The organism is Luteimonas sp. A534 (assembly GCF_054072805.1).
The window spans coordinates 855,346-871,249 of record NZ_JBSVRR010000001.1 but is presented as its reverse complement, the minus strand read 5'-3'; the positions used below and the strand labels follow the sequence as shown (position 1 = coordinate 871,249).

Here is a 15,904-nt window from a genome sequence, read left to right as displayed (position 1 = left end):
CGCGATGGGCGCCTACCTGCCATCCGATCACGAACGCAAGGACAACGCGCCCCTGCGCGTCGTGATTGCCCGCGGTGCGATGTATTTCGCGCTCTGGCTGGTGCTGATGCCAAGTGCGAAGCCGTACGATCTCGCAGCCGGCGCACTCGCCGCGGTCTTCGCCACCTGGGCCAGCTTGTGGCTGCTGCGGCCCGAAGCGGGACGCGTGCGATTCGGCGTACTGCTTGCGCTGCTGCCGCACTTCCTCTGGCAATCGGTGCTGGCCGGGGTCGACGTGGCGCGCCGCGCCTTCGATCCGCGCATGCCGATGCGCCCCGGCTTCGTCGATTGCCCCTTGAATTTCCCGCCCGGTCTCAGCCGCAACACGTTTGCCACCATCACCAGCCTGCTGCCGGGCTCCGTGCCCTGCGGTGACAAGCACGGCGTGCTGGTCTATCACTGCCTGGACATCACCCAGCCGGCCATCGAGCAGCTTCGGGAGGAAGAGCGCCTGTTTGCGCGGGCACTCATCGCGGGGAAAGGGCATGACTGAATTCCTGCTCGGCGCCGCAGGGTTCGTGGTGGTGCTGGTCGCACTGGGCCTGGTCCGCATCCTGCGCGGACCGGGCGATGCCGAGCGCATGATGGCTGCACAGCTGTTTGGCACTGGCGGCATCGCGGCCCTGTTGCTGGGCGCGACGGTCGGCACGTCCGCGGTGATCGACGTGGCGTTGACGCTGGCGTTGCTGGCGGCCTTCGCGTCCATCGCCTTCGTCAAGGCCGTGGTGCGGCGCGACGACAAGGCGCGAGCGGGGGAGGACCCATGAGCGCAGCACTGAACCTGCTGACCATCGTCGCGGTCACGGCCGGCATGTTCTTCTTCCTCGCCGGGACCGTGGGCCTGTTGCGCTTTCCCGACACGCTCACGCGGCTGCATGCACTGACCAAGGCGGACAATCTCGGGCTGGGACTGGTGGTGCTGGGATTGCTGCCGCAGGTCGACAGCGCGCTGGCGGGGCTCAAGCTCATGGTCGTCTGGTTGCTGGTGCTTTGGGCTTCCGCGACGGTATCCCAGCTGATCGCGCGTGCCGCACGAAACCAGGATCAAGGCCGATGATCGAAGTACTGAACATCGCCCTGGTGTTGCTGGTCCTGATGCTTGCAGTCTGGACGATCTTCGCGCGCGAGACCTTTGCCGCGGTGGCCAGCTTCATTGCCTGCGGACTGCTGCTCACGCTTGCGTGGGTGCAGCTGTCGGCCGTAGACGTGGCGATGACAGAAGCTGCGATCGGCGCGGGCTTGACCGGCGCGTTGCTGATCGGTGCTGCATCCAAGCTGCAGGCAACACAGGCTGCGGCGCGCGCCGAAGGCCCGGGTGTGTTCACACGCGTGCTGGCTGCCGTCGCTGCCATTGGCGTTGCGGCGTCGCTGGCGGCCTGCGTGCTCATGCTGCCCGATCCCGCCCCCACGCTTGCACCGCAGGTGGCCGCGAACATGTCGGTCACCGGTGTCGGCAACCCGATCACCGCGGTGTTGCTCGCGTTTCGTGCCATGGACACCTTGCTCGAGGCGATCGTGCTGCTGTTTGCGCTGATCGGCGTGTGGTCGCTGGCCCCCAACCGGGTATGGGGTGGCCGGCCGGGGCCGGCCCATCCTGCCGATCCCAACGGCATCCTGGCCTATATCGCGCGCGTGTTGCCGCCGGTCGGGATCGTGGTTGCCATCTACATCTTCTGGGTAGGCGCGGATGCGCCGGGCGGAAAGTTCCAGGGCGCCACGATCGTGGCCGCGATGTGGTTGCTGGTGATCATGTCAGGTCTCGCCGACGCACCTGCGATCAGCCGCAAGTGGTTGCGGATCGGATTGGTGGCCGGGCCTGTGGTGTTCATCGCGACCGGCTTCGCCGGCGTTCTGACTGCGGGTGCGTTCCTCGGCTATCCGGATGGCTATGCAAAACCCTTGATCGTCTTGATCGAGGTCGCGCTGATGCCATCGCTTGCGATCACGCTGGCCCTGCTCCTGGCAGGCGCCCCGCATCGGTTGTCGCCACCATGAGCGCGCCGACGCTGTTCGGACTGTGCGCCGCGGCGCTGGTCGGGCTCGGGCTGTACGGCCTCATCGTCAACCCGCAGCCGCTGCGCAAGATCCTGGCGTTCAACCTGGTGGGCAGCGGCACGTTCCTGGTGTGCGCGGTCATCGCGCGCAGGGGAGCGGCTGCAGGGATGGGCGGCGACCCGGTACCGCAGGCGCTGTTGATCACCGCGATCGTGGTCGCCTTCTCCGCCTCGGCGCTCGCGGTCGCGGTGGTGCTGCGCTTGTTCGAGGAGGCCGGCTCGATCACGCTCGCCACGGATGCACCCGCCAAGGCAGATGCTGCCGATGGTGAGGCGTAAGTGCTGGCCCCGGCGCAGACGGCGGGGGACCTGACAGCGCCTGGCGACCTGCTGCTGGTGCTGGCTGTGCTGGTGCCGTTCGTGGGGGTGATGGTTGGACTCGTCTTGGGCGGCCGCAATGCACGGCGCGTCGCGCTGGTGACGCTGGCGCTGGGACTTGGCATCGCGCTCGCCATCGCCAACGTGCTGCTGGGCTCCGGCGATGCGCTGGTGTACGTGCTCGGCGGTTGGGCGCCGCCGCTCGGTGTCGTCCTGCGCGCCGATGGACTGTCGGTGGTGATGCTGGTGGCCATTGCGGTGGTCATCTGCGGTATCGGCGTGTATGCCTGCGGTGATTTCGGCACGCCGTCCGGCACGCAGGAAACACGTGCATCGTTCACGTTCTGGCTGCTGCTGCTGGCGGTGTGGGGCTCCCTCAACCTGGTGTTCGTCAGCGGTGACGTGTTCACGCTGTACGTCGCGCTGGAGCTGCTGACCTTTGCGGCCGTGCCGTTGGTCTGCCTCGACGGCCGCGGCGAGACTCTGCGGGCGGCGTTGCGGTACCTGTTGTTCGCGTTGCTGGGGTCGATGTTTTACCTGCTGGGTACCTTCCTGCTTTACGGCGCCTACGGCACGCTGGATATCGTGCTGCTGGCCGAGCGCATCCGCCCAGAACCCGTCGCCTGGGCAGCGGCGGCATTGATGACGGCGGGACTGCTCGCCAAGACCGCGCTGTTCCCGCTGCATCTGTGGCTGCCACCCGCGCATGCAGGCGCGCCGGCCGCGGCCAGCGCGGTGCTCTCCGGACTTGTGATCAAGGGCTCGTGGTTCCTGGTGGTGCGGCTGTGGTTCGACGTGATGCCTGGCGTGATCACGTGGTCGGCAGCGGAACTGCTTGGTGCGCTGGGCGCTGGCGCCATCGTGTTTGGAAGCGTGGTCGCACTGCGGCAGGAACGCCTGAAGCTCCTGGTCGCATATTCCACGCTCGCGCAGATCGGTTACCTCTTTCTCATGTTTCCGCTCGCCATCGACGCTGCCACCGGGCATCTCGGCCGCGATGGCGCGCTCCCGGCCGGGATGCTGCAGGCGGTGTCCCATGCCACGGCAAAGGCTGCGATGTTCATGGCAGCCGGCTCGATCTACGCCGCGCTGGGCCATGACCGGATCGCCGGGTTGCCTGGCGTCGCCAGGGCCTTGCCTTTGAGCGTGCTGGCGTTCGCGCTGGGTGGCATCGCACTGATGGGCGTGCTGCCGAGCGGCGCTTATCTTGCGAAGAAATTGCTGCTTGATGCCGCGGCGGGCAGCGGGCAATGGTGGTGGGCGCTGGTGCTGCAGGCCGGAGGCGTGCTCACCAGCAGCTACGTGGTGCTGGTGCTGGCGCACGCGCTGCGGCCGTCGGGCGGTCCGGTCGTATTGCAGAAATCCGTATCGCCGATCCCGCAATTGGCGGCGCTGGCGCTGGCGCTGTGCTCGTTGCTGCTCGCCTTCGCGGCGTTCGGTCCGCTTCCGCGGTCCCTGCTGTCGAACCCGCTGGCGCTCACGGAGATCGTCCCGCTGCTGCTCACTGTCCTGGGAGGTGGCGTGCTCGCATTCTGGCTCGGCGCCCGGCCGGCGCGCGTCCCGCTGGGGAATGTCGTGGGCGGGATGTTCGAGTGGACTGACGATGTCCTGCGACGCTGGCCGTCGGCCAGCATCGCCCTGGTGCTGGTGGCGGCCCTGTTCAGCTGGACGCTGTTGGCGACAGGCTGATGCACACCTCGCAAATGCCATCTGGAGCGATTCCATCATGACCAGCTTGTTCGAGCACGAGAGTACCGCAAGGCGGATTCCGACCCCGCGCAAGGGAAAGGTGATGAGGACATGCCTGTTCGCAGCGCTGGTGGCCACCTCCGTCGCCGGCTGCATCACGGTCGGGCCGGACTACGTGCGTCCCGGCGTGGACACCCCGGATGCGTGGCGGATCGACTATCCCAAGACCGCCGAAATCGCCAACACCAAGTGGTGGGAACAGTTTGGCGACCCTGTGCTGAATGAGTTGATCGAGACCGCGCTGCAGGAGAATCGCGACGTGCGCATCGCCGCTGCGCGCATCGACCAGTTCATCGGCGCGCTGACCGCGACGCGATCCCAGGCATTGCCGCAGGTCGGTTACAGCACCGACGCGAGCCGCACGCGGGCGAGCCGCGAGGGCCAGCCGCCGATCCCGGACAGCGTCGACCCGCACTTCGAGCTGTACCAGGCAGCACTCGGTGCGTCCTGGCAACTGGATCTGTTCGGCCGGGTGCGGCGCCTGAGCGAAGCGGCGCAGGCACGGGTCTATGCAAGCGAACAGGCGCAGCGCGGCGTCGTGCTCTCGCTGGTGTCGGGGGTCGCATCGAGCTACATCGCGTTGCGGGGATTCGACCAACAGCGCGAGATCGTCGAGGCGACGGCGCGCAACTTCGGCGAGACCGAGCGGATCTTCCAGTTGCGCTTCGATTACGGCGTGATCTCCAACACGGAGCTGATGCAGATCAAGTCGCAGCACAGGCAGGCGCTTGCCGCGATTCCGGCGATCGAACAACAGATCACGGCGACGGAGAACCGTATCTCCCTCCTGCTGGGGCGTAATCCCGGCCCGATCCCGCGCGGCAAGACCATCGACGAACTGACAGCGCCGCCAATTCCCGGGGACCTGCCTGCGGCGTTGCTGCAGCGAAGGCCTGACATCCTGCAGGCGGAGCAGAACCTCGTTGCCGCCAACGCCAGCATCGGTGCCGCCCGGGCGTTGTATTACCCGACGATTTCCTTGACCGGGCTGCTCGGATCCATCAGCACCTCGTTCGGCAACTTCCTGTCCGGATCGGCGAAAGCATGGTCGGCCGGAGCCAGCCTGGCCGGCCCGATCTTCACGTCTGGCGCAGTCGAGGGCCAGGTGCGCGCGGCCGAAGCGCAGGAGCGGCAGGCGTTCTTCGGGTACGAGCAGACGATTCTCAACGCCTTCCGGGAAACCAACGACGCATTGAGCGGATCCCAGAATCGCATCGAGGAAGTCGCCCAGCAGCGTGAGCGCGTCGTGGCGTTGAGGGAGTTCGCGCGCCTGTCCCGGCTGAAGTTCGAAGCCGGCCTTGTGGGCTACGTCGAGGTGCTGGTGGCCGACAACGAGTTGTTCGCGGCCGAGATCGGCCTCGCTCGCGTGCTGACTGACCGCCACATCCAGGCCGTGAACGTGTACCAGGCAATGGGTGGTGGCTGGGTCGATACCGCCAATGCGCTGACGCAACAGCCAGCGGAAGACTTGTGACCGGGCTTGCTTCTCAAGTACGCCACGCGCATGCGCTGGATCGTGCGTGGCTCAACTTGCGGACCCTTGGTCGTGGTTTGCATGACAAGGGCATTTTTAACCCTGACATGAGAGACATGGCATGAACATCTCCCGATACCGCCTGTGCCTGCGTGGACTCTTCGTGGTCATGGCGTTGCTGCCGGCCAACGCCGCGCTGTCTGCCGGGCAGCAAACAGCAAGCGACCCGGTATCGGAACCGGATCTGGATCCGGTTCAGGAGCGTCTCCAGCGAGGCCGCGAGTATTTCGCCAACGGGCAGTACGCGGAAGCGAAGATCGAGTTCGAGACGGTGTTGCGCCTGGAGAACCTGCCGCGGGACGTGCTTTCCCAGGTCAAGATCTACGACGAGGCGGCACGACAGGCCCTGGAAGAGGACAAGCACCTGACGGGCTTCGGCTATGCGATCGCCGGCGTCGGCGGTTACCGGGTGAACTCGACCCGCGGTACCAATGCATTTGGCGGCGGCGATCGCCACGACACCTTCTACAACCTGCGCGCGGGCGGCAGCCTGAACTACGCGTTTGAGCGCGGTTACGCCTTCGACGCCACGCTGGACTATCGCTTCCGCTACTACGACAGCAACAGCACCCGCGATGACCGCGACTTGCGTTGGAGCGCCGCTGGCAGCCGCGCGTTCGGCGATGACAACCTGGCATTGGGCCTGCGCGGCCGGGTCAGCTACCGCGGCAATGGCGACTACCGCAATGACGTCGGCCTCTTCACCGACTATTCCCACCAGGTCGACGCCGTCAACCAGGTCACGCTCGGTGCCGAGGTGCGGCGGCGCAGATACCCGGAAGGGAGTTTGCGCGAGCGTAGCCGCACGACATCGACAGTTTCAGCGGGCTGGCTCCGGTCGCTGGCGGAGGGGCGCGCGAGCTTTGGCCTGACCCTCCACGGCGGCCGCAATTACGCGACGAGCCGGCCCGACGGCGACTCTTCGGTCTTCGGCGCCACGGTGAACCTGGATTACACGTTCAGCGACACCGTCGATGGATTCCTCTTCGGCTGGTGGGAACGCGACTCCTTCAACGCCGACGCCCTTCATTACCATCCCGATGACCTTGATGAAGGTGTCATCCTGAGGCGCAAGGACAACCTGTATGAGGTCGGTGCCGGCCTGGTCTGGGAGTTCGCCCCGAGCTGGAGCCTGCGGCCTGAGCTTTTGTTCATCCGCGACCAGAGCAGCTCGGTCGGGTTCAATTACAGTTCGACCGAGTACTGGCTCAATGTCCGCAAGGGCTTCTGACCGTGGGCCCGTGCATCGCTCGCAGCGGCGTGCGCGGTGCAAGCTGCGCATTGACGAGGCATGAGACTTGAACACTGAGCGGCAACAGGCTTGCATCGGATTGTTCTTCTGCACGGTCGTGGCCACTGTGCATGACGCGAGTGCGCAGACGCCCCCGTCCTCGCTTGCGCAGTGCCACGCAATCCAGACCAGTGCCGAACGCCTGGCCTGTTACGACGCCTCCAGCGACCGTCCCGCAGACGCCGCAGACGCCGCAGACGCCGCAGACGCCGCTGGCGGCGTTGGACGAGCGCAGCCGGCAGCCGCAATTCCGGCCGCTGCGGAGTCCGCGGAATCTTGGCCTGACGACGTACTGGCCCAGGCGATCGACACGGAACGCACCGCCGATGCAACGACGTCGATGATCGATGCCGCCTGGGATTTCGATCCCTCCACCCCGAACATCGACATCCGCCTCTATCGGGCCAACTACCTGCTGCCCGTGCGCTACAGCAGTCGCGTCAACAACCAGCCATTCACGCCCTTGTTCGAAGCCGCCGGTGTGCCGCAGCAGGAACTGGACCATGTCGAGGCCAAGTTCCAGCTCAGCTTCAAGGGTCGCTTGTGGTCGACCGATGACCGGCGCTGGGGCGTCTGGGTCGGTTACACCCAGCAAAGCCAATGGCAGGTGTTCAACGACAACGAGGTCGTCTCGCGGCCGTTTCGCGAAACAAATTACATGCCGGAACTGTTCTTGAGCTACCGGCCGGGCGTCGAACTGCCGGGCGGCTTCCACTGGGGGCTGCTCAACGTCGGACTCAATCACCAGTCCAACGGCAGGGCCGAGCCGCTGTCGCGGAGCTGGGATCGGGCATATGCCGAGTTCGCCGTCGAGCGCGGGAACCTGGTCCTGTCCGCGACGGTGTGGTCCCGCTTCGAAGAAGACTACGACGAGGACGACAATTCGGACATCACCGATTACTACGGCAATGGTGAGTTCAGTGTCCTGTACCGATGGCGCGGCCAGAGCTTCGCGGCCAGCCTCCGCGGCAACCCCGGCACCGGGAAGGGTGCGGTCCAGTTCGGATGGACGTCACGCCCGCTGTTCGGCGCGTTCCGTGGCTACGCGCAAATCTTTTCCGGCTACGGCGAGAGCCTCATCGACTACAACTGGAACCAGACCACGATCGGCGTCGGCATCGCATTGAACGACGGCCTGTAGCGCTCTACCAGCCCTGGGCAGCCTTCAGCTCCGATACCTTGCCCATGATCTGCTCGGCTGTCCGCCGGGTATCCGCGTTGACGGTAGTGCGGAGCTCCCCAGCGCCAACGGCGGAGGAGAGCACCGCCGAACCCCCGAGCGCCGGAGCGACCACCGCGCCCGGAAGCCTGGAGCCCGTGGCCACCGTCTCGAACTGCTTGACCGGCTTCCAGCCCTCCTCGGTGACCTGGAAGACCCGGACCTGCGTCCGCACTTCGCTTGCACCCAGGCCAAACCCGACCACGAACCGCAGCGCCCGCGATCCTGCGTCGACGCGCACGAAGTCGCCCTCGATCACCAGGTCGTTCACCTCGGGCAGGCCGGCCCCGGCGACGCGCTCGGCGGGGAGACCGAGCGACTGGATGGCTTCGACCGTTCTGGTCGCGAGGCTGTCCGCCACCGCCTCGGCAAGCAGGTCGGGCTGTTCCTGCGACAACGACAGCGCGGGCTCGCCTTCCTGACGGGGGGACGTGAGCAGCTGGACGTCGGTCGGCCCGGTGGTGAAATCGTATACGACGACCCGCGCTGGCCGCGGCAGGATGAGCGCGTGATCCCTCTGCACGTTCTGGACGCGAGCCCCGGCGCACCCGACACAGATCACGGCCGTCACCGCCAGGACGAGCCCCACGATGACACGTCGATGCGTTGACGATCCGATGTGCCTTGCAGACGCCACTTCCTTCACAACCGTTGCAACAGCGGACTTGGCTTCCGGTGTCATGTCAGGTCCTCTTCGTGAAGGCCACACACGCTGACGAGAAGCGGGGACCGCGCAATCGAGTCACTCGTGGACAAGGTCTCAGTTGCGCAGTGCATTCTTGTAGATCCGGCCATCCTTCATGATGACCACGAAGTTTCCTTCGGAGTCTTCGATCAGCTCGAGGTTTTCCAGCGGGTTCCCTTCGACCAGCAACAGATCCGCCAGTGCGCCTTCTTCCACCACGCCCAGCTTGCCGGGATAGGGGTCGCGCGGACCCGACAATTTCAGCAGTTCGGCATTGGTGGCGGTGAGCATGGTCATCACTTCCGGTGCGCTGTACCACTTGCCCATCCTGGTCAGGACCGCTGTCTGCCCGGCTGCATCGTCCGCCGAGAACAGGATGTCGGTTCCGATGGCCATCTTGAATCCGTACTGTTTCGCCAGTTCCACGGTCCGCTCGGTCCCTGAGACCACCTGTTCCAGCCGGGCGCGATTGGCGGGCGCCATCTGCTCGCCGGGGCTGAGGTCGGTGAAGGGCTGGAAGCTCAGCCAGATTCCCTTCTCGGCCATCATCCTGGCGGTCTCCTCATCCATCAGATGACCATGTTCGATGACCTTGACGCCTGCCGCGATCGAGCGCTGCATCGCCGCCGGAGTGTAAGCGTGCGTTACGACGTAAGTGCCCCAGTTCTCGGCGGCCTGTACCGCGGCCCTCAACTCGTCCTCATTGAACGTGGTCACGTCCAGCGGGCTGTGCGGCGATGCCACGCCACCGCCGGCCGTCAGCTTGACCTGCGAGGCGCCGAGCGTCAGCTGTTCGCGCGCGCGGACCCGCACTTCGTCGGGCGAATCGGCCACCATGCTGCCGCCCGTGAGTTCCATGGGTGACAAAGGTCCGCCGAGTTGCCGTGGCAACTCGCTGAGCGCGCGGAAATCGCCGTGGCCACCGGTGATGGTGATCATGGCGCCGGAGGGATAGACGCGCGGGCCGACCACCTCCCCGGCGTCGATGGTCCGCTTGAGCGCGAACGACGGCCCACCAAGGTCGCGCACGGTGGTGAAACCGCGCATCAGCGTGGCTTTGGCCTCCACGTTGGCCAGCCGGGTCATGTTGTCCACGTCGAACGTCATCAGTTCCTGCATCGGCACACTTGCCAACATGACGTGCCAGTGGTTGTCGATCATGCCGGGCATCAGCGTCCGGCCGTTGCCATCGATGACGGTGACGCCTTCATCGGACGGGACGGTGATCGCCTCCGCCGAGATCCTTTCGATCACGTTGCCGCGCACCAGTACGTTGCGCGCCTCGGACAACGTGCTGCTCTTGCCATCGAACACCCGAACGTTCTGGAACAGGGTGACGGGCACGGCTGGTTCAACGGCGGCGGCGGTCGCCGGAGCAGTGGCTTCGGCCGAGGAAGGTGGTGAGGTCGCGCTGGCCGCTACGTCGCCCGGGCCATCAGAGCGGTTGCAGGCGGTGCAGAACACGACCCCGAGCAACGCCGGGACCGCAAGACTGGACAGGACCTTTCGCATGGTCTTTCCCCCTCGACTTGAAAGAACTAGCGCCGCTTGACCCCGCCCCAGCGTTGACCATGAAGCTGCCGAAGTTAAAAGTGTGTGAATGTGTGAGTGAACCCGACAATGACGGCGGCGTTATCACTGCACTTTTGCGCATTGCAGAAACGGCGGCAGATCAAACTTCGGTTTGAAACTCTGCTTTACTGCAGACATCGCGAATTGGCTGCCACGGCAACGCCGGGTCAACCGCATGCTTCCCGCAGGTCTGTCCGCTCGCCGCGGCAATCATCGTTTTCCTGCGTGATCACCTTCACCTGCCACTGCAGCCGCGGAGTATATTTGGCCTGCCCCTGATTCGCCTTGCTTTGTTTAACGCAGCGAAGTTGCTGTTTCTCAAGCGCTAGCATCAACAGGAGAAAGCTCTGATGAAACGTATCGCATTGGCAATGTTCCTGGCCGTGACCCTGGCATCGTGCGCCGCCACGCCCAGGGTCAACACCGACTTCGATCCAGCGGCACAGTTCGCAGGCTTTCGTACCTATACCTGGTTGATGAAGCCTCAAGGCGTTTCGCCGCTGGTGGAGCAGCGCATTGTCGAAGGCATCGACGCGCAGTTGGCCGCCCAAGGCTGGACGCAGGTCGAGAACGGCGATATCGCGGTGGCGGCGCATGTGGCAACCGCCGATCGGATGAGGATAGACACGTTCTACAGCGGCAGCAGTTTTAATCAGTGGGGCTGGAGGGGTCACCAGGGCTGGAGGGGCCACCATGGCGCCATGCATCGGCCTCACGCGACCACGACGACGGTACGGAACTACACGGTGGGTACGCTGATCGTGGACCTGTTCGATTCCGGGACCAAGCAGGCGATCTGGCGTGGGACTGCAGAGCAGACGGTGCCCAGCTCGCCCGACAGGGTGAATACCTCCGTGCAGGCAGGCATCGACAGGATGTTCGCGGACTTCCCGCCTGGCTCTTGAGTGGGACAACGACGTGCATCGCTCGTTGAAATCTTGATTCCGCGGCCGCGCCTGACCCGGCCGGGATTGCTTCGATAGCTGGCGCCCCGGGAACGGGGCGCCATGGCGAAAGCTCCATTACGCGCGGTACGCGAGCGGCGATTCAGCGCGTGCCTTGACGGGCCGGGTGGACAGGATTCTGCGACGTGATCGCTTGCGCCTCGAACCCGGGCAGCGATTCGCGAATGCGCTGGGAAAAATCTTCCGCACCATCCGCAGCCTGCGAAGCGGCATTGATGTGCGAACGCCGGCGCAGTTCCTCGAAGGGCAAGCTTGTGTCGAGGAATCCGGCCTCGTATAGATAGCCATCGATCAGCCCGTTCAACAGGTGGCGGATGTCGAAACCACCTTCCCGGCCCACCTTGTTCGCGTAGCGCACGATGTTGATCGTGCAGCTGTTGCTGAGCAGGTGGTACCACTCCGGTTTGTCGGCGAGCGCATTGATCCGGTCGATGTAGACCAGGAACAGCTGGCGCGCGCGCTCGGGCGAGGTCTGCAGGCGATACAGGAAAACGTCCTCGTCGCGGTGGGTGGTGCGCACGCCGACCAGGTCATGTTCGTCGCCGACCAAGTAGATCAGTTCGAACTGCTTGAACATGGAAGCGATTGGCGCAAAGCTTTCGCCTTGCTCCGGCCGGGTTTCGATCGAGATCGTCACTGGTGGTGCGTTGTCGAAGATGAAGCTCACGAAGGTGTGTCCGACCGGCCCCTTCGCCCAATAGGAAATGAAGAGGTCCACGCCTGTCAGGTGCGAAAGTGATACTTCGCGTTCTTCGTACCGCACGGTGAAATCATCCCGGCTGCGGAAGTCGAAGTTGCGGACACCGGAAATGCGGACCCGGTCGCCGTCAACGACGGCACGCGGCACGACCGCCACTTCCGTGAGCCAGGGTCGGTCATTGGAAGGGGGGATAAGCAACCACCAGACCAGCACAACCGCGAACAACCCGACGAAAGCGAGGCGCGCGCGTGGCTTGCGCGCGAGCCACAATGCCCAGATACCGAACGCCGCAAACGCCAGTGCCGACACCAGCCTCAACCAGTCCCAAGGCAGGTTCGACCAGTAGATCGCCATCGAGCCCCAGGCGAGGACTCCAACGCGAGCGATGAAGCTGATGCCGGTGACCAGCCAGGTGAGTGGCCTGGACAGCCAGGGAGCCAACGACTTACCCGGACGTGATTTCGCAAGCGTCATGGTGGATAGGCCTTTCGATGCTCAGGATCATTGCGGCGATGCCACGCCATGCGCAGGGTTCCATCATGCCTGACCGGACGCAAGGCGGCGCGTGATCCGGCGGTCTCAAAGTTGCGATTCGATCGGCAGCACCCTGGCCAGCCAGGCCAGGATTCGTCGCTGCACGCCCGCTTGCGGATCGCGCGTCCAGACCTGTTTCCCGTCGCTCCAGCGCAGGCGGTTGCCGTGCAGCGTGACCTTCCAGGCGCGTTCGCCCTGCAGCTTCGCATCGAACATGCGCGTCAGTTCCGCCGCCATCACCGGGTCGGCTACCAGCACGCCCTGTTCGGTGTTCAGCGACTTCGAGCGCGGATCGAGGTTGTACGAACCGACGAAGATCTGCTCGTCGTCGACGATCATCGCCTTGGTATGCAGGCTGGCGCCCGATACGCCCATCAGGCCATGTTCGGGGTCGGTCGTACCGACCGGCCTGAGTTCCCACAGTTGCACCCCGCCGCGCAGCAGCGGGCGCCGTGATCGCATGTAGCCACCGTGCACAATGGCAACGTCCGTGGCGGCGAGCGAGTTGGTGAGCACCTGCACTTCCGGTCCGCGTTGGGCGGCGGCGACCAGTTCGGCGGTGCCGCTTGCGGCGGGTACGAAATACGGCGTGAGGATGCGCAGGTTCCGCCGTGCCTGGTGCACGACGGGCAACAGCACGCGCAGCACCTCGGACCGATCAGCCATGTCCAGCCGCTTCTTCTGCGGATCGTCGCTGACGAAGCGCCATTCGGAATGCCATCGCAGGTAGGTCTCGCCCGCAAGCAGCGCATGTACCTGTGGGTCCTCGCGCAGCACGTGCTCGAATTCGCTGGCCCCGAGTTCGACCAGGCTGTCATCGAGCACGCCGCGCAAGCGCTGCAATGCCTCCGGAGAAACGGCCCGCGGCGAAAGCTGCGCGATCGGAAAACTGGAGGGCGAGTTCCAGAACGCGTCGAAGGTCGCGCTCACTTCCTGCACCACCGGCCCCGTCATCAGCATGTCGAGGTCGATGAAGTTCACCCCCGTGTGCGCGTCGAAGTATTCGTCGCCGAGGTTGCGGCCGCCGACCAGTGCGATGCGGTTGTCGGCGATCCAGCTCTTGTTGTGCATGCGATGGTTGAGGCGACGGAAGTCGGTGGCGAACTCTCCCCCCATGCGCAACAGTCCGCTGCGGCTGACCAGCGGGTTGTAGATCCGGACCTCGAGGTTGGGGTGCGCATCAAGGGCGGCGAATCCAGCGTTGTGCACGCGTGCCGGGAAGTCGTCTGCAAGAATCCTGACGCGGACACCGCGATCGGCCGCCAGCAGCGCATGCCGGGCCAGCAGCTTGCCGGTCAGGTCGTCTTTCCAGATGTAGGACTGGATATCGAGGCTCGTGGTCGCAGCCTCTGCGCTGTATGCGCGCAGGGCATAGGCCTCGGAACCGGCGGCAACCAGGCGAAAGCCGGACTGGCCGGGATGCCGTGCCTCCATCGGAGCGACCCGCTCGGCGATCGCACCGCTGCTTGCCGGCGCAGGCGCCAGCTCCTCCGGAAGATCCGCGCGCTGCGGCAGCTGCGCGCACGCGGCGAGCAGCAGACACAGCGCGAACGCGATGGAACGATGCACGGCGATCCCCTTCGACCCCGACAGCGGTGTTCCGTCACCCAAGTGAAAGGAACAGCCCTAAACGACACTGAAGACAAGCCGCTGCAGTCCGTCCAGTGAGCGCGACTTGGGCTGTCAGAAACTCGACTCCAGGTAGGTATAGATATAGTTCGAACCGCCATCGACGCTGCCCAGCAGGCGCGAGGAGGCGAATATGCCGGACCGGTGCGAAATGCCCAGGCCGAAGTAGGTGTTCTTCCAGCGCTCCGAGCGGAATATGTCGCCGACGTTGACGTCGATGGTCGGGTCCAGGTAGTTCAGCAGCTTGGAGGTGGGGCGCCCGCGCTGCTCCTGGCTGATCACTTCGGTCGATGGCACATGGTTGGCGTAGGAAATGCCGAAGCCGAAGCCGAAGCGTGTATTGACGGAGCGGCTCCACGGGAATCCGTAGTAGAAGGCCTTCATGTAGGCGTCCACTTGCAAGCCATCGGCCTGCAAGCCGTTCTCGTTGCGGTACAGCAGGCCGACATAGCCGTTGAAGTCGAGTGGCCAGCCATTGACCCGTTCCAGGAAGGGCCGGCCGACATGCACGCCGGTCACGCTGGTTGGATTCTCGTGGTCCAGCGAGGTGCAGGACAGGGTCATGATCCTGGCCATGTGGCAGCCCTCGGCCGAGGCGCGGCCGTAGAACACCTTCACCAGTAGCGGTTTCTCGTCGTCGTCCCAGCGGGTGATTGCGGTGCCGAAATCGTAGACCGCGCCGGCGAACAGCGCCGGTTGCAGGTCGTCGCGGATGATGGGGCTGTTGCGTATCTTGCCATCCAGCGCTGTCACTGAAACGCCACCGAGCAGGCGCCAGTTCTTGAGGATGCTGTAGCTGCCGTACAGGCCCAGCGACACGTTGACGCCACTGCCCGGCGCATAGGCCGGACGATCGGGCGTGGCTTCGTGCGGCGCCACGCCGTAGTAGTAGTTGTTGAGGTTGGAATCGCGCAGCGACACCCTGAGGTCGGGACGCAGCAGCCAGCGTTCGCCGCGCCAGTCATACGAGTAGCCCAGGCTCAGTTCGCTGCCATCGGAAATGCCACCAACGTCATGCATCAACGAGGCGCGCAACGTACCCCAGGACTGGGTGTGGCGGTAGGTCACGCCCAGGTCGATGCTGGTGTTGCGTACCTCCATGCCTTCCAGGCTGGGTGTTATCTCGTCTTCCGGAAAACCTTCCAGTCGGCGTCCGAGGAAGGCATCGAAACGATGCACGTCATCGTTGAAGATCTTCACGCCGACGCGGTCGGCGTTGAGGAAAAAACGTTCGCCTTCGTAGAGGTACAGCGGCAGCAGGTCGACGCGGTTGCCGCCGTCGATGTAGGGCGATTGTTCGATGCGTGAAATGAAGCCCAAACCGGCGCTGCCGGGGGTGTCGAGCAGGTCCGCGATGTGATCGGTGCTGGTCTGCGCCTGCACGCCCCCAGCCGCCAGCAAGCCCACGGCCAGCGCCAGCAACGCACGCCCGACACGGCGGGGCGTTGGTTTGCCGGGATTCTGCAGCTCGCTGCGTGACCTCTGGAGTCGAGAGCGCAGAGACGAGTCCGGACACGACATGATCACCACAGCCGATAGATCCCACACCCGACGCACTCCCTCTGCATCAATGCCGGCCCGGAAGAGAAGCATCCGCCTACCGCGATCAAACCGC

General features: G+C 65.0%; 15 protein-coding genes. 10 read left to right on the top strand and 5 right to left on the bottom strand.

Annotated features, from left to right (window positions below; all coding sequences use genetic code 11):
• Nucleotides 1-4: 4 nt before the first annotated feature.
• The 9 genes from ACW5F0_RS03905 to ACW5F0_RS03865 all read left to right on the top strand — a co-directional run bounded on the left by ACW5F0_RS03905 (nt 5) and on the right by ACW5F0_RS03865 (nt 8,126).
• Nucleotides 5-532: a Na+/H+ antiporter subunit E gene (locus tag ACW5F0_RS03905; RefSeq protein WP_456964708.1), complete on the top strand. Its 528-nt coding sequence runs from the start codon at nt 5-7 to the stop codon at nt 530-532.
• Nucleotides 525-806, top strand: coding sequence for a monovalent cation/H+ antiporter complex subunit F (locus ACW5F0_RS03900; protein ID WP_456964707.1), 282 nt, complete (start codon nt 525-527; stop codon nt 804-806). Before ACW5F0_RS03905 ends, ACW5F0_RS03900 begins: the two co-directional genes overlap by 8 nt.
• The gene (locus ACW5F0_RS03895) at nt 803-1,096 is read left to right on the top strand and encodes a cation:proton antiporter (protein WP_456964706.1); all 294 of its coding nucleotides are present in this window, start codon (nt 803-805) and stop codon (nt 1,094-1,096) included. The genes ACW5F0_RS03900 and ACW5F0_RS03895 overlap by 4 nt, the downstream gene beginning before the upstream one ends.
• On the top strand, nt 1,093-2,034 hold the full coding sequence (locus tag ACW5F0_RS03890; RefSeq protein WP_456964705.1) for a hydrogenase subunit MbhD domain-containing protein: 942 nt from the start codon (nt 1,093-1,095) through the stop codon (nt 2,032-2,034). Before ACW5F0_RS03895 ends, ACW5F0_RS03890 begins: the two co-directional genes overlap by 4 nt.
• Nucleotides 2,031-2,372, top strand: coding sequence for an NADH-quinone oxidoreductase subunit K (locus ACW5F0_RS03885; protein ID WP_456964704.1), 342 nt, complete (start codon nt 2,031-2,033; stop codon nt 2,370-2,372). Before ACW5F0_RS03890 ends, ACW5F0_RS03885 begins: the two co-directional genes overlap by 4 nt.
• Complete coding sequence (locus ACW5F0_RS03880; RefSeq protein ID WP_456999073.1) at nt 2,373-4,100, top strand: complex I subunit 5 family protein; 1,728 nt, start codon at nt 2,373-2,375, stop codon at nt 4,098-4,100.
• Between the two features lie 37 nt (nt 4,101-4,137).
• Nucleotides 4,138-5,634 carry an efflux transporter outer membrane subunit gene (locus ACW5F0_RS03875; RefSeq protein ID WP_456999072.1) on the top strand — a complete coding sequence of 499 codons (1,497 nt, stop codon included), beginning with the start codon at nt 4,138-4,140 and terminating at the stop codon, nt 5,632-5,634.
• Between the two features lie 121 nt (nt 5,635-5,755).
• Nucleotides 5,756-6,925, top strand: coding sequence for a hypothetical protein (locus tag ACW5F0_RS03870; protein WP_456999071.1), 1,170 nt, complete (start codon nt 5,756-5,758; stop codon nt 6,923-6,925).
• A 67-nt stretch (nt 6,926-6,992) separates the two neighbouring features.
• Nucleotides 6,993-8,126, top strand: a complete 1,134-nt coding sequence (locus tag ACW5F0_RS03865; protein WP_456999070.1) for a phospholipase A — start codon at nt 6,993-6,995, stop codon at nt 8,124-8,126.
• Nucleotides 8,127-8,130: 4 nt separating this feature from the next.
• Here the strand turns inward: ACW5F0_RS03865 and ACW5F0_RS03860 are convergent, their stop codons facing one another.
• Both ACW5F0_RS03860 and ACW5F0_RS03855 read right to left on the bottom strand, forming a co-directional pair.
• Nucleotides 8,131-8,886: a DUF4410 domain-containing protein gene (locus tag ACW5F0_RS03860; RefSeq protein WP_456964699.1), complete on the bottom strand. Its 756-nt coding sequence runs from the start codon at nt 8,884-8,886 to the stop codon at nt 8,131-8,133.
• A gap of 78 nt (nt 8,887-8,964) precedes the next feature.
• Nucleotides 8,965-10,401, bottom strand: coding sequence for an amidohydrolase family protein (locus ACW5F0_RS03855; protein WP_456999068.1), 1,437 nt, complete (start codon nt 10,399-10,401; stop codon nt 8,965-8,967).
• Nucleotides 10,402-10,811: 410 nt separating this feature from the next.
• On the opposite strand from ACW5F0_RS03855, the gene ACW5F0_RS03850 reads away from it, so the two are divergent.
• Nucleotides 10,812-11,366 carry a DUF4136 domain-containing protein gene (locus ACW5F0_RS03850; protein WP_456999067.1) on the top strand — a complete coding sequence of 185 codons (555 nt, stop codon included), beginning with the start codon at nt 10,812-10,814 and terminating at the stop codon, nt 11,364-11,366.
• A 142-nt stretch (nt 11,367-11,508) separates the two neighbouring features.
• Here ACW5F0_RS03850 and ACW5F0_RS03845 read toward each other — a convergent pair whose 3' ends face one another.
• The 3 genes from ACW5F0_RS03845 to ACW5F0_RS03835 form a co-directional block, all read right to left on the bottom strand.
• The gene (locus tag ACW5F0_RS03845; RefSeq protein ID WP_456999066.1) at nt 11,509-12,600 is read right to left on the bottom strand and encodes a lipoprotein N-acyltransferase Lnb domain-containing protein; all 1,092 of its coding nucleotides are present in this window, start codon (nt 12,598-12,600) and stop codon (nt 11,509-11,511) included.
• A 105-nt stretch (nt 12,601-12,705) separates the two neighbouring features.
• Complete coding sequence (locus ACW5F0_RS03840) at nt 12,706-14,229, bottom strand: phospholipase D-like domain-containing protein (protein ID WP_456999065.1); 1,524 nt, start codon at nt 14,227-14,229, stop codon at nt 12,706-12,708.
• A gap of 114 nt (nt 14,230-14,343) precedes the next feature.
• Complete coding sequence (locus tag ACW5F0_RS03835) at nt 14,344-15,672, bottom strand: MipA/OmpV family protein (RefSeq protein WP_456964694.1); 1,329 nt, start codon at nt 15,670-15,672, stop codon at nt 14,344-14,346.
• Nucleotides 15,673-15,904: the final 232 nt, after the last annotated feature.

Coding starts and splice junctions, on each gene's coding strand:
- ACW5F0_RS03890 (WP_456964705.1), top strand. CDS start 1,093: ATGATCGAAGTACTGAACATCGCCCTGGTGTTGCTGGTCCTGATGCTT.
- ACW5F0_RS03870 (WP_456999071.1), top strand. CDS start 5,756: ATGAACATCTCCCGATACCGCCTGTGCCTGCGTGGACTCTTCGTGGTC.
- ACW5F0_RS03905 (WP_456964708.1), top strand. CDS start 5: ATGGGCGCCTACCTGCCATCCGATCACGAACGCAAGGACAACGCGCCC.
- ACW5F0_RS03860 (WP_456964699.1), bottom strand. CDS start 8,886: ATGACACCGGAAGCCAAGTCCGCTGTTGCAACGGTTGTGAAGGAAGTG.
- ACW5F0_RS03855 (WP_456999068.1), bottom strand. CDS start 10,401: ATGCGAAAGGTCCTGTCCAGTCTTGCGGTCCCGGCGTTGCTCGGGGTC.
- ACW5F0_RS03895 (WP_456964706.1), top strand. CDS start 803: ATGAGCGCAGCACTGAACCTGCTGACCATCGTCGCGGTCACGGCCGGC.
- ACW5F0_RS03875 (WP_456999072.1), top strand. CDS start 4,138: ATGACCAGCTTGTTCGAGCACGAGAGTACCGCAAGGCGGATTCCGACC.
- ACW5F0_RS03850 (WP_456999067.1), top strand. CDS start 10,812: ATGAAACGTATCGCATTGGCAATGTTCCTGGCCGTGACCCTGGCATCG.
- ACW5F0_RS03885 (WP_456964704.1), top strand. CDS start 2,031: ATGAGCGCGCCGACGCTGTTCGGACTGTGCGCCGCGGCGCTGGTCGGG.
- ACW5F0_RS03900 (WP_456964707.1), top strand. CDS start 525: ATGACTGAATTCCTGCTCGGCGCCGCAGGGTTCGTGGTGGTGCTGGTC.
- ACW5F0_RS03845 (WP_456999066.1), bottom strand. CDS start 12,600: ATGACGCTTGCGAAATCACGTCCGGGTAAGTCGTTGGCTCCCTGGCTG.